This window comes from Acidovorax sp. SUPP3334, assembly GCF_030159055.1.
In the GTDB taxonomy this organism is placed as follows: domain Bacteria; phylum Pseudomonadota; class Gammaproteobacteria; order Burkholderiales; family Burkholderiaceae_C; genus Paracidovorax.
The window spans coordinates 18211-31011 of record NZ_BQXQ01000034.1 but is presented as its reverse complement, the minus strand read 5'-3'; the positions used below and the strand labels follow the sequence as shown (position 1 = coordinate 31011).

Below are 12801 nucleotides of genomic sequence, written 5' to 3'. Positions count from 1 at the left end.
CGGCTCGCCCTCGCATTCGTTCGGCTGTCGGGGTCGAGCGCTGGTGCAGCCTGTCGAAAAACGACGTGGGGTACTTCTCGATTTGCTACTTTATTCATAGCAATATGCCCTAGTATTGATTGCGCTGGAGGCCTTTTTGAGCCTTGGCCTTCGCAGGGGCCGCTGCCGCAGCACCCGCCCGGCGCCTGCCCAGCAATTCCACCCCGCCGAACGCCAGCGCGGCCAGTCCCAGCGGCAGGAAGAAGTACAGCGTGCGGTACGTCAGCACCGAGGCCAGCGCCTGCGGTGCGGGCAGGTAGGCGGACAGCACCGCCACGCCCACGGCCTCCAGCACGCCCAGCCCGGCAGGAATGCGCGAGATGAGGCCCGCCACCGCGCCCAGCAGCACCGTGGCCAGCGCGGCCGCATAGGGCACCCGCTGCTGGGTCAGGGCCCACAGCGCCGCGCCCATCACCATCCAGTTCAGCGCCGACACCGCCACCTGCAGCAGGCCCACGCGCCAGTCGGGCATGGCGAACTTCTGCCCGCGCACCTGCAGCGGCTGGCCCCGGCGCAGCAGGCAGGCCAGCACGTACAGGAGGCTGATCGCCGCCAGCGCCGTGCCGATCCAGCGCAGGTGCTCCGGCCCGACGTGCCAACCCTCGGGCAACTGCGGTGACCACAGCCAGAACACCGCGCCCGCGAGCACGAAATAGCCCAGCCAGTTGGTGAGGATGCTCATCCCGATGACCTGCCCGATCGCCGCGACCGATACGCCCTGCTGCGAATACAGCCGGTAGCGCACCGTCACGCCGCCGATGATCGACCCCAGGTTGAGCGTGAACGGATACGCGATCAGCGTGATGCCGACCGTGCGCGGCACCGGCAGCCCGTGCCGGGTGTAGAAGCGTCCGAACAGGTCGAAGGTGCTGTACAGCAGGTGGCTGGCCAGGGCCAGCGCGCCGCCCAGCAGCAGCACCGGCACCGGCAGCGCCAGGAACGAAGCCCACACGGCTTGCCAATCCACCGTGCGCGCCTGCCGCACCAGCAGCGTGATCACGAAGACGATGAAGGCAATGCTCACCGCCGTCATCGCCCAGGGCCACCATCGGTGGCTGGTCAGGCGCCTCCAGCGGCTCGCGGGGGGCTTGCGGTCGGTGGCGAAGGCGGAAGGCGGGTCACCGCTGCCGCCTGGCGATGCCGTCCTGGCGGCCTCCTGGCCGGCAGGGTAGCCACCGGGCACGGACAGCGGGGACGGCGCGGCGGCCATGGCTCAGGTGGCCGATGGCCGGTGGTTCGCGTCGGGCGATGGCGATGCCGGGTCTTCGGCGCCTACCAGGGAGATCTTGGGCTCGTGGCGTGGCAGCCACCCGGCCCACGACGGAAACCAGCGCATCAGGTGAAAGAGGAAGTAGCTGCGCAGCAGGCGCAAGCCATCCCAGCGCGAGGGGGGCGTCGCTTCGACCTGGCGGCAGCTGTGCTGCATCAGGTGATCGAGGCGCTCGTACAGCGTCGCGTTGAAGTCCTTGTCGCGGATCACCACATTGGCTTCGAGATTGAGCGACAGGCTCAAGGGGTCGAGGTTGCTGGAGCCGACGGTGGACCATTCTTTGTCCACCAGCGCGACCTTGCCGTGCAGTGGCCGGTCGCAGTATTCGTAGATGCGAACGCCGCCGCGCAGCAGGTGGTCGTAGAGCATGCTGGCGGCGGTCCGCACGATGGGCATGTCGGGCTGGCCCTGCAGGATGAGCCGCACGTCCACGCCGCGCCGCGCGGCACGGCGCATTTCACGGATGAAGCGGTAGCCGGGGAAGAAATAGGCGTTGGCGATCACCACGCGCTCGCGCGCGGCGCGCAGCGCCACGCGGTAGTGCCGCTCGATGTCGTTGGTGTGGTTGTGGTTGTCGCGCGTGACGAAGATGGCGTCCGCCGTGCCGGCACGCGGCAGCTCTGGGGGGCTGTCCGCACCTTGGCGGCGGCGGCGCGCCTTGGGCGGCATGACCGCATCGCGCGCGAAGCGCAGCATGTGGGCCACGACCGGGCCGCGCACCTCGACCGAATAGTCCTGCTTGGCCTCGGGCCCGAAATCGGCCACATGGTCGGCCGAGTAGTTGATGCCGCCGATGAAGCCGATCTCGCCATCCACCACCACGATCTTGCGGTGCATGCGCCGCAGCACGTTCAGGCGCTGGCCGAACAGGCGGCTGCCGGGGTCGAAGATGCGAAAGCGCACACCGGCATTCACCAGTTCGCCCACGAAGTCCTCTGGCAGATCGGGCGAACCGAAGCCGTCCACCAGCACGTGCACCTCGGCCCCGTTGCGAGCGGCCTGCAGCAACGCGGCGTGCAGGCCCTGGCCGATCTTGTCGTCGAAGAGGATGAAGGTCTCCAGGATCACCTCGCGGCGCGCCTGGGAAATGGCCTCGAACACGCGGGGAAAGAACGCCTCGCCGTTCTCCAGCAGCGTGAATTGGTTGCCCGGCACCCAGCGGGGCGAACGGCGGTGTTCTCTCACAGCGAAATCTCCGCGGCCAGTGGCGCATGGTCCGACAGCTTGTGCCAGGGCTTGCGCGGCAGCACCACTGGCGCATGCACCGACGCGTTGCGCACATAGATGCGGTCCAGCGCCAGGAGCGGCATGGAGGCCGGGAACGTGCGCACCGCCTTGCCCCGCGCATGCATGAACACCTCGTGCAGGCCCGCGCCGGCCCGCAGCACTTCGTGCGCACGGCCGCGCCAGTCGTTGAAGTCGCCCGCCACCACCACCGGATCGTCGGCGGGGAAGGTGGCGACCAGCTCGCACACGCGTTTGAGCTGGCGCTGGCGGTGCGCCTCCTGAAGGCCCAGATGCACGCAGATGGCATGCACCTGCCGTGCGTGGCCCGGGGGCTGCAGCACGCAATGCAGCATGCCGCGCCGCTCGGGGCCGCTCACGGAGATGTCGTGGTTTTCGTAATGGACGATGGGAAACTTGGACAGCAGGGCGTTGCCGTGGTGCCCGTTGTCGTACACCGCATTGCGGCCATAGGCGTATTGGCCCCAGATGGTGTCGGCCAGGAATTCGTAATGCGGCTCTTGCGGAAAGTTCGCCACGCGCCCGGCATGCCGCTGGTGCGTGCCCAGCACTTCCTGCAAGAACACCAGATCGGCCGAGACGCCGCGAACGGCCTCGCGCAGCTCATGCAGCATGAAGCGGCGGTTGAAGGTGGTGAAGCCCTTGTGTACGTTCACGGTGAGCACCTTGAAGGCAACGGGAGAGGCGGTGGATGGTTCCATGGGGCAATCAGTGAGCGCGGGGCGGGAGCGAAAGCCCGGTGCAAATACCGGTTTGAGGCAGGGCCCCGCATGGGCTTTGATTGTTTCGACGGCGGTCCCGCCGCGCTGTAGGACGGCTGGCCGAACCCTTGTGCCCCGATGCCGGTCAGATCTGCGGGCTGCCATCAAGGCCTCGCGCGCCGTGGGGAAATCACGCCGTGCTCTGCGCCGTTCGCCAACCGGTGCCCTGTGCGAGCCGGTTTGCAGCCTCCGTACAACGACTGCGTTCTGATCGCTGGCTGCTGGCCGGTCCCCCACACGGGGCCGGCCAGCAGCCGGCCAATGGTCAGGAGGGCAGGAAGCCTTCGACCGACAGGTAGCGCTCGCCCGTGTCGTAGTTGAAGCCGAGCACCTTGGCACCGGCCGGCAGCTCGGGCAGCTTTTGCGCGATGGCGGCCAGCGTGGCGCCGGAAGAAATGCCGACCAGCAGGCCTTCTTCGCGCGCGGCGCGGCGGGCGTACTCGCGGGCCGGCTCGGCATCGACCTGGATCACGCCGTCCAGCAGGCTGGTGTCCAGGTTCTTGGGAACGAAGCCCGCGCCGATGCCCTGGATCGGGTGGGGCGCTGGCTGGCCGCCCGAGATCACCGGCGAGGCCACGGGCTCCACCGCGAAGATCTTGAGCTGCGGAAACTTCGCCTTCAACACGCGGCCCAGGCCCGTGAGGTGGCCGCCCGTGCCCACGCCCGTGATGAGCGCATCGATGCCGTCGGGAAAGTCGGCCAGCACTTCCTGGGCCGTGGTGCGCACATGCACGTCGATGTTGGCGGGGTTCTCGAACTGCTGGGGCACCCAGGCACCGGGCGTCTGCGCGCGCAGTTCCTCCGCGCGGGCGATGGCGCCCTTCATGCCCTTTTCACGCGGGGTGAGGTCGAACTGCGCGCCGTAGGCCAGCATGAGCCGGCGGCGCTCGATGCTCATGCTGTCTGGCATCACCAGGACCAGCCGGTAGCCCTTCACGGCCGCCACCAGCGCCAGGCCGATGCCCGTGTTGCCCGAGGTGGGCTCGATGATCGTGCCGCCGGGCTTCAGCGCACCCGTGCGTTCCGCGTCTTCCACCATCGACAGGGCGATGCGGTCCTTGATCGAACCGCCGGGGTTGCTGCGCTCGGACTTCACCCACACGTTGGCGCCCGCCCCGAACAGGCGGTTGATGCGCACATGGGGCGTGTTGCCGATGGTTTGCAGGATGTTCTCGACTTTCATGGCGTCTCCAGGTTGGACAGGTACGGGACAGGCAAAAAAACATTTTGGCCCACTCCTACGACCCTGCGCGCATATGGTTATGCCGGGAATGCGGCTTTCTCGATGTCGATGTCGATGTCGATGCGCGTGGCGCCCTGGCCCGGCGACAGCATGATGCGCACGGGCAGGCATTGCGCGATCACCTGGGCGTTGGTGCTCGTGTGCGGGGTGACCGCCTCGGCCGTGTAGCTGGCCCGCTGGCCGCTGCGCCATACGGCCAGGGCCAGCGGCAGCATCCACTGATCCGCCAGGTGCGGGCCGACCGCGCCCTGGCTGCGCTCGAATGAAAGCACTTCGCCGGCCAGCTGGTCTGCTACCTGCTCTGCGCGGACGCCGCGCTCGCCCAGCGCGCAGAACACCTCGGTCACCTGGTCGTATTCGAGCACGGCCAGCAGCGCGTTGCCCGGGCCTTCGTTCTCGCGCGCGGGCGGCACGCGCAGCTGTTCGGCCGTGCCGGCCCAACCCAGTAGCTGGCGCAGCGCCTCCAGCTCGCGCGCCGCGATGCCGCGCGCCAGCCCGGGGACCAGCGCCTGCGCCCAGGCAGCCCGGCGGGGGCCGCGCTCCAGCAGATCGAACGGTGCGAGCATGCGCCCCGGTTTGGGCCGGCCCGCGCGGAGGCGGTCGATGCGCAGCGGTTGCCCGGTGACCATGGACAGCGCCAGCCCGGTGCGCAGGATCTGCCCGCCGCCTTCGCCTTGGGAGCCGTCGAGGGTCAGCATGGCGCGGGCCAATTCTTTTGTTTCCGTGTACTGCATGAAATGCTTTGCGCATGCGCTTTATTCGCCGATGTCTGTCAAGGGACTGATGCCTGCGAGTGGTTGGACGCGGCTGGCTTGGCGTGTTGCTGGATGGCTTGCCTCATGCGCAGAGCCCTGCCCCGGGTCCAGCCATCTTCCTGGTGGCAGAGGTGGTCCAGCGCTGATAAAAAGCAAGAGTCCGACACTTGGATGGCCAAGCGGCAGTCGTGAACGAAGTGGCCTGTGGAAGGCCTTCTTGGCAGCGCGCTCAGCAGGCTCGCCTGGACTGCCTCGCGTTCTGACGCGAGCAAATCGGCTTGTTTGAGCCGATGCGCTACGGCGTCGCGAAGGTAGCCGGAACGAAAAAAACGGGGACTCAGTTCCAGGTACAGCAATGCCACGCGCCTCCAGTAGCCACTGCTCTGCACGATGCTGGCTTGCGCCGGCGCAGTCCAAAGCTCCCAAAGCGGGCTTTGGTAACTTCGGAATTCCTCCCAGGCCTTGATTCTCGCGTTTTGTTCGGACGGGGTGGATGAACGATGCGCAGACGCCTTCCAGCAATTGGCGTACAGACGGTTCACGTCTTTTTCAGTGGTTCTGATCGTCCGTGCATCAATCATTGCGTTTTCCTCCTTGCGCTACCCCTTCACGCACACCACTTGCTTGAGCGTGTAGACGATCTCCACCAGGTCTTCCTGCGCGGCCATCACGGCGTCGATGTCCTTGTAGGCCATCGGTATCTCGTCGATCACGTCGGCGTCCTTGCGGCACTCCACGCCCTCGGTGGCGGCGATCTGGTCGGCGATGGTGTAGAGCTTCTTGGCCTTGGTGCGGCTCATCTTGCGGCCCGCGCCGTGGCTGCAGCTCATGAAGCTTTCGGGGTTGCCCTTGCCGCGCACGATGAAGCTCTTGGCCCCCATGCTGCCGGGAATGATGCCCAGCTCGCCCGCCTTGGCGCTCACCGCGCCCTTGCGGGTGACGAGCACGTCTTCGCCGAAGTGCGTCTCGCGGCTCACGTAGTTGTGGTGGCAGTTCACGGCTTCCACGTGCGCTTCGAACGGCTTGGCGATCACCTTGCGGGCGGCCGCGATCACGCGCTGCATCATCACCTCGCGGTTGGCGCGGGCGAACTTCTGCGCCCAGCCGACAGCGCGCACATAGTCGCCGAAGTATTTGGCGCCTTCCTCGAAGTACGCCAGATCCTGGTCGGGCAGGTTGCGCTGGTGCAGCTCGGCATCTTTCTTCGCCAGCTCGATGAAGTGCGTGCCGATGGCATTGCCCACCCCGCGCGAGCCCGAGTGCAGCATGAACCACACGGTGCCGTGTTCGTCCAGGCACACCTCGATGAAGTGGTTGCCGGTGCCCAGCGTTCCCAGGTGCTTGTAATGGTTCGTGCCGGCAAAGCGCGGGTAGTCCTCGCAGATCGCATCGAACTCGCCCTTCAGCGCTGCCCAGGCCACGTCGGTCTCGTCGGGCGGCGTTTCCCACGAGCCCTTGTCGCGGCCCATGCGGCGCGGGTTGCTGCCGTGCGGCACGGCCTTTTCGATGGCGGAACGCAGCGGGCCCAGGTTGTCGGGCAGGTCGTTGGCGTGCAGCGTGGTCTTGCACGCCATCATTCCGCAGCCGATGTCCACGCCCACCGCGGCCGGGATGATGGCCTTGAAAGTGGGGATCACCGATCCCACCGTGGCGCCGATGCCGTAGTGCACATCGGGCATGGCGGCCACGTGCTTGAACACGATGGGCAGGCGGGCCGCGTTTTCCAGTTGCTTCCGGGCTTCGTCTTCCACGGGAACGCCTTGCGTCCACATCTTGATGGGCACGCCGTTTTCCACATTGCGTTGCAGGTAGGTCATTTCGTTGTTTCCTTCTTGTGTTGTCGTTGTCGTTGTCGTCGTCGTTTCGTTGTGGGTCTGCGGGTGGCCGCTATTCGCTGATCACGTCGAACACGGCTTCGAGAATCTGCCGCGGTCCCATGTGGGACCCGCAGCCACAGGGCTTTGGATCTTCCAGGGACTGCGCATCGATGGCGAGGATCTTCCGGGCAAAGCGCTGGCGGTGGTCCGCATCGAGCAGCCAGTCCGCCATCGTGGCCTGGAACGCCGGCCGGTCTCCGGCAAATGCGTTCCGAATCCGCTGCGTTCCCCAGAAATCCCAGTAGCTGCCGTCGGCGTAATGCAGCACGGCGCTCGCCCGGTCATCTTCCAGCCAGTGGGCCAGCAGCGGTGCGATGGCGATGCCGCCGATGTGGAGCATCAGCAGGATGTCGAACGCGTTGGCTCCGTTGAAAGGACTGGGCTTTCGCGCGCCGTGGCCCAGCCCTTCGCGAAAGAAGGCCAGGGCGAACGCATCGACGGCAGCGCGCTCCTGGCGCGACAGCGCATCGGCGGGGCAGCGGCCCAGGCGGTCCAGGTACAGCTCGGTCGAGTGGTGCAGCTCTTCGCCCTGCGCCAACAGCTCCAGCAGGCGGGGAAGAAGGTACAGCAACTCCTCAGGCGGCTGCACGCTGCTTTTGGCAGAACTGTTGTATTCGTAGAAGTGGTGCGCCGTGATCTTGCGCAGCGGCAGGCTGCGCATTTCGCGCTCCAGGGCGACGTCCATGCAGCAGCCCGTGCACACGTCCAGCGTCTGCGGTGCGCGGTGGCGCTGGAAGGCCGCATAGGCGGCCTCCACCGCCGAGCGCAGTGCGGCAGGCACCGTGGCGGCCTGCGCTGCGTGGGCTTTCGTGGTCATTGCTTCCTTCCTGTTCTTCTTGCGGGAGGCTCTCGGCCTCGCCGGCGGATTCAAAAATGAGGTGACAAGGGGGTGGCGGGTCGTGTCGTTGAGCTACCTGCCGAAGCAGGCCGGGGATCAAACCCGGAACCTTCAAAAGCCCGAGGGCCTCGACGCTCTACCTGTAAACCCGCCCGCATTCACCGCTAAAACACGCCAAAAAAAAGCAGCGACAAGGATCGACGAAACGTCGTGCTCTACCACTGAGCTACGGCCTTTCGACCGGCGGGATTCGAACCCGCGACCCCGAGAGTGACAGTCTGTAGTTCCGTCAGCATTCGCTGCAAAAAACAGTGCGACAAGGGTGGCAAGACATTGACCACGCCGCATTGCGGCGCCGGGACTCGAACCCTGGTCGTTCCAGATGTAGTCCTGCCTGCATTCGCACATCAACCTGCATTCGCCGAACGACGACATCGTTCTGGACAGCCGTTCAGATCGCGGTGTCCTCGATCACACCGACCCAGTGCGCCGCGCCCATGCCCCCGGCGGCATACACCGCCAGCAGCTTGAACACCTCGTCGCTGAAGCCGCCGATGTTCAGCACATCGGGCTGCTCCGGCGCCTGGGTGGTCGCACCGGGCTGGATGTCGATGCACACCAGCCGAGCGGCCGGATTGCGCCGCTTGAAAGCCGCCCATTCCTGCATCGTCGCGGAGCCCTGGCCCCGTGCGCGGTCGGCCCACGATTCGTTGTCCGACACCAGCACCACCAGATCCGCCTGCGCTTTCTCCTGGTTCAGCAGTGCCAGCGGCGCGCTGCACGAGGTTCCGCCTCCGCCCACGGCGGCCAGCTTGGCCGCGTTGGTCATCACCGAATCACGGGGATTGAGCTGCATCGGAACCACCTTCGTCTCGAAAGGCAGCACACGCGCATCGGCATTGCGGCGCAGCACGGCGGCAGCCACCAGGGCGGCCACGTCGATGCACCGCACCGCCGAACTCGCCGAACCGCGGTAGCCCGTCACTGGCGAGCTCATCGAGCCCGACACGTCGGGGCACACCACCACGCGGCCTTCGAACTGCGGCACGTTGGCCAGGGCCAGTTCCATCGCGTCCTGCAGCGCTTCCTTCACCGCTTGCGGCACCTCGGCGCCGCAAGCGGTGTACGCCGCCATCAGCTGGTAGGGCAGCACGCGGGCCTTCGCCACGGCTTGCGGATCGCGCAGCTTGGCAGCCACGGCCTGGGCCATGCCAGGCAGAGCGAACACGCCGTGGCGGGCGAAGGTGTTCAGGTTCTGGCGCACCATCTGCCACGAACCGCGCTGCGCGATCTGCGCCCAGGCCGCGGCGTCCAGCTCCAGCGCGGTCAGCATCTGGAACGGCACATCGGGCACCGGTTGCGTGCGGTCCTGCTTGAAGCGCTCGAAGGCTTGCGTCAGCGGCGGCAGCGCCTCGCTGTCATAAGGGCGACCGATCAGCCAGGCGAGCCACGCGGCGCGCCAGGCTTCGGCGGGCTTGGGGTGCACCATCTTCACCACATCGGCCAGCGAGGGCGTGTTGCCCACGGCGGCGTTCAGCAGTTGCGCTTCGGTCGCCTCCAGCAGCCATTGCTGCACGAGCTTCTTGGGGCGCGTGCCCAGCGACTTGCGGCCCACCGCGCCGGAGCGCAGCATCTGCACGAAGTTGCGCAGCATCTTGCCGTTGTCGATCACGCGGCCGAACACCTGGGCCAGCAGCGAGACATCGCGCACGGCCAGCGTGGTGGCCAGCAGGGCTGGCATGTCCTTCATGTAGCCGGTGCGGCGTGCGTACAGCGCCGTCTTCGCAACGAATATGGGGTCGATTTCCAGGGCCAGCGCCTTCACGGCGTCGAGCTGGTCCTGTGCCTGGGCATAGAAGGTGCCGTTCAGGCAGCCGGTGGCTGCCAGTTGCGCCAACTGGTGCTTGGGCGACAGGGCGTAGGCGGCGCCGCCCGCCTGGTTGCGCACGGTGGCGGCGGGGGACGGGGCGCCGCGCAGCGTCTGGAAGAGTGGGTGATTGGCCATGTGGGTCGCTCCTTCGATTTCTTCTTTGTCGGGTTGTCTTTCTGACTTGTCCTACTCATTGCAATGGGTGTGCCAGCGAATCGATTGCTGGAGCGGGTTGAGGAATAAGGCCATGATTTGATTGAATATTTTTTGATTTTCAGTGCATCTGTAGAATGTGATGGCAGGTCATAATTGCGCCAATTTTTATAACTTGAGCTAGTTTTTTATCCAGATGGCAACCCGGCAAAACGTGGTGATCGGTTTCCTGGGCACCCAGCTCGACTCGGGCAAGGGCGCAGGGCGGTGGGAGAAGTGGCGGCCGACGCTGTCGCTGGTGCAGCACGACGACGTGGTCATCGCCCGGATGGAGTTGTTCTATACGCTGCCCCATCGCGAGCTGGCTGAGCGGGTGTGCACCGACATCCAGGCGGCCTCGCCGGAAACCACGGTGAATCTGGTGCCGCTCGATATCGCCGACCCGTGGGATTTCGGCGAGGTCTACGCCAAGCTCTTCGACTGGACGCAGAGCTACGCCTTCGATACCGAGCGCGAGGAGTACTGGACGCACATCACCACCGGCACCCACGTGGCGCAGATCTGCCTCTTTTTGCTGGTGGAGTCGCGCCGCATTCCGGGCGTGCTCGCGCAGACCTCTCCGCCCAAGCGCCAGCAGGTGGGCGACCCTGGCAGCTACGCGCTGATCGATCTCGACCTGTCGCGCTACGACGTGATCGCCCAGCGTTTCGGCGCCGAGCAGCGCGATGCGGTGGACTTTCTCAAGAGCGGGATCGCCACGCGCAATGCCCGGTTCAATGCCCTGATCGAAGAGGTGGAGCGGGTGGCGGTGCGGTCGCGCGCGCCCATCCTCTTCACCGGGCCCACTGGCGCAGGCAAGTCGCACCTGGCGCGGCGCATGTATGGGCTGAAGAAGGCGCGCCACCAAGTGGAGGGCGAATTCGTCGAGGTGAACTGCGCCACGTTGCAGGGCGAGGGGGCGGCTTCCACGCTGTTCGGGCACAAGAAGGGCGCGTTCACGGGCGCCGCGGCGGACCGGGCCGGGCTGCTGCGCACGGCGCACAAGGGCGTGCTGTTTCTCGACGAAATCGGCGAGCTGGGCCTGGACGAGCAGGCCATGCTGCTCAAGGCCGTGGAGGAAAAGCGCTTCTACCCCATGGGCAGCGACCGCGAGGTGGCCAGCGATTTCGAACTGATCGCCGGCACCAACCGCGACCTGCGCACCGAGGTGGCCGCAGGCCGCTTTCGCGAAGACCTGTACGCCCGCATCAACCTGTGGAGCTACCGGTTGCCGGGCCTGGCCCAGCGGCCGGAAGACATCGAGCCGAATGTGGACCACTTGCTGGCCCGGTCCGGCGCTGAACTGGGCCGGGCCGTGCGCCTGTCGGCCGAGGCGCGTGCCGTGTACCTGCGCTACGCGCAGTCGCCCGAGGCGCTGTGGAGCGGCAACTTCCGCGACCTTTCGGCCAGCATGACGCGGCTGGCCACGCTGGCCGAGGGCGGCCGCATCGGCCTGCCGCTGGTCGAGGCGGAAATCGCCCGGCTGCGCTGGCTGTGGGAGCCCATGGGCACCGCAGGCGGCACTGGGAGCGCTGGTGGCGACGACAGCGTGGACCTGGCTGAACTTCTCGGCGAGGCGCAGTTGGAGGCGATGGACCGGTTCGACCAACTGCAACTGGTCGCCGTGCTGGGCGTGTGCCGCAGCGCGCGCACCTTGTCCGATGCGGGGCGGCAGCTGTTTCAGGCGTCGCGCGCGCAGCGCACGGTGGTCAACGACGCGGACCGCCTGCGCAAATACCTGGCGCGGTTCGGCCTGGACTGGGAGCAGGCCCGCGGCGGTGGACGATAATCGCCCCCGTGAAGCGCGCCAGACCGCCGCTGGTGCAATCTGGGAAACCAGGCACTGGAGGAACGTCCGGACTGCACAGGACAGCGTAGCAGCTAACGGCTGCCCACCGTGAGGTGAGGATCAGAGCAACAGAGACGAGTCGGAGCAGGCACAAGCCACCGAAGGTGTTCTATCGGTCACCCGCGCAAGCGGGTACGGCTGGCGCAAGCCAGACGGTTTGCGGCGAAAGCCGCAGAGACCATAGCGACCCGAAGCGGGCGGCGCCCGCTTCGGGTGAAACGGGCAATCTCTGCGCGCAGCAATACCAAGTAGGCCAGCGTTGATGTGGTTCCGCAGAGCTGGCGGGTAGGTAGCATCGAGCCGTGGTGGCGACACCCGGCCCAGAGTAATGGCGGTCACGCCGCGGGCAACCGCGGTGCACAGAATCCGGCTTATCGGCGCGCTTCACACTTTTCCCCATCCCCCAAGTGCCCCCATTCCCCGGTTGCAAACTCGCAGCCCGGCGGACCACGCCCGTGCCATGGCGCAGCACCCATAGGGCAATGAGTGCTTGCTATTTATTTAATAGCACAATGCCCTAGTGTTTATTGCGGTGTAGCCGCATTCGATGCCTATCGCCCTGGCAAGCACCCGCACCCGGCGTCTTTTCCGGCTGCCGCTCGCTCGAGCCGATCACTCACGGTTCCAGGCATTTTCAGAAGTCTTCAGGAGGCTTCAGGCGGATTGGCCTGTCCTTCACACCGCGCGTTGGCTGGTCCCATCAGAATGGCCAAGCCGCTGCGCAAAAGATTTCCAAAAAGGCGAATCGACCACCAACGCATTGCTTGGAAGCGCCCGCAGATCACCGGCTTGCCAAAAGGTCCTAAATGAATCGCGCTGCCGACGCAGTGCGATGCCGTTTTCTTTCATCGAGGGAGTCAGA

The 12801-nt window shown here is 66.4% G+C and carries 11 protein-coding genes and 1 other RNA gene; 2 read left to right on the top strand and 10 right to left on the bottom strand.

Features of this window, described 5'->3' with window-relative positions:
- Positions 1-109: 109 nt before the first annotated feature.
- The 9 genes from AVHM3334_RS17990 to AVHM3334_RS17950 form a co-directional block, all read right to left on the bottom strand.
- Entirely contained in the window at positions 110-1249 is a 1140-nt protein-coding gene (locus AVHM3334_RS17990) for a lysylphosphatidylglycerol synthase transmembrane domain-containing protein (protein WP_502869934.1), read from the bottom strand.
- 3 nt (positions 1250-1252) lie between these two features.
- Positions 1253-2494, bottom strand: coding sequence for a cardiolipin synthase ClsB (clsB, locus tag AVHM3334_RS17985; protein WP_284414570.1), 1242 nt, complete (start codon positions 2492-2494; stop codon positions 1253-1255).
- A complete protein-coding gene (locus tag AVHM3334_RS17980; RefSeq protein WP_284414568.1) occupies positions 2491-3255 on the bottom strand; it encodes an endonuclease/exonuclease/phosphatase family protein in 765 nt (254 codons plus the stop codon). Before AVHM3334_RS17980 ends, clsB begins: the two co-directional genes overlap by 4 nt.
- A gap of 325 nt (positions 3256-3580) precedes the next feature.
- Positions 3581-4498, bottom strand: a complete 918-nt coding sequence (gene cysK, locus AVHM3334_RS17975) for a cysteine synthase A (RefSeq protein WP_284414566.1) — start codon at positions 4496-4498, stop codon at positions 3581-3583.
- Positions 4499-4575: 77 nt separating this feature from the next.
- The gene (locus AVHM3334_RS17970; RefSeq protein ID WP_284414564.1) at positions 4576-5256 is read right to left on the bottom strand and encodes an RNA 3'-terminal phosphate cyclase; all 681 of its coding nucleotides are present in this window, start codon (positions 5254-5256) and stop codon (positions 4576-4578) included.
- 74 nt (positions 5257-5330) lie between these two features.
- On the bottom strand, positions 5331-5894 hold the full coding sequence (locus AVHM3334_RS17965) for a hypothetical protein (protein WP_284414562.1): 564 nt from the start codon (positions 5892-5894) through the stop codon (positions 5331-5333).
- Between the two features lie 18 nt (positions 5895-5912).
- Positions 5913-7130 carry an RtcB family protein gene (locus tag AVHM3334_RS17960; protein WP_284414560.1) on the bottom strand — a complete coding sequence of 406 codons (1218 nt, stop codon included), beginning with the start codon at positions 7128-7130 and terminating at the stop codon, positions 5913-5915.
- Positions 7131-7200: 70 nt separating this feature from the next.
- Positions 7201-8007: a hypothetical protein gene (locus tag AVHM3334_RS17955; protein WP_284414559.1), complete on the bottom strand. Its 807-nt coding sequence runs from the start codon at positions 8005-8007 to the stop codon at positions 7201-7203.
- A 472-nt stretch (positions 8008-8479) separates the two neighbouring features.
- A complete protein-coding gene (locus tag AVHM3334_RS17950) occupies positions 8480-10033 on the bottom strand; it encodes a vWA domain-containing protein (RefSeq protein ID WP_284414557.1) in 1554 nt (517 codons plus the stop codon).
- A gap of 214 nt (positions 10034-10247) precedes the next feature.
- Between AVHM3334_RS17950 and rtcR the strand changes: the two genes are divergently transcribed.
- Together rtcR and rnpB are read left to right on the top strand one after the other, a co-directional pair.
- The gene (gene rtcR / locus AVHM3334_RS17945; RefSeq protein WP_284414556.1) at positions 10248-11879 is read left to right on the top strand and encodes an RNA repair transcriptional activator RtcR; all 1632 of its coding nucleotides are present in this window, start codon (positions 10248-10250) and stop codon (positions 11877-11879) included.
- Between the two features lie 10 nt (positions 11880-11889).
- An RNA gene (rnpB, locus tag AVHM3334_RS17940) (RNase P RNA component class A) lies at positions 11890-12329 on the top strand.
- A gap of 285 nt (positions 12330-12614) precedes the next feature.
- Here the strand turns inward: rnpB and AVHM3334_RS17935 are convergent.
- Positions 12615-12788: a hypothetical protein gene (locus AVHM3334_RS17935; protein ID WP_284414554.1), complete on the bottom strand. Its 174-nt coding sequence runs from the start codon at positions 12786-12788 to the stop codon at positions 12615-12617.
- Between the last annotated feature and the right edge of the window lie 13 nt (positions 12789-12801).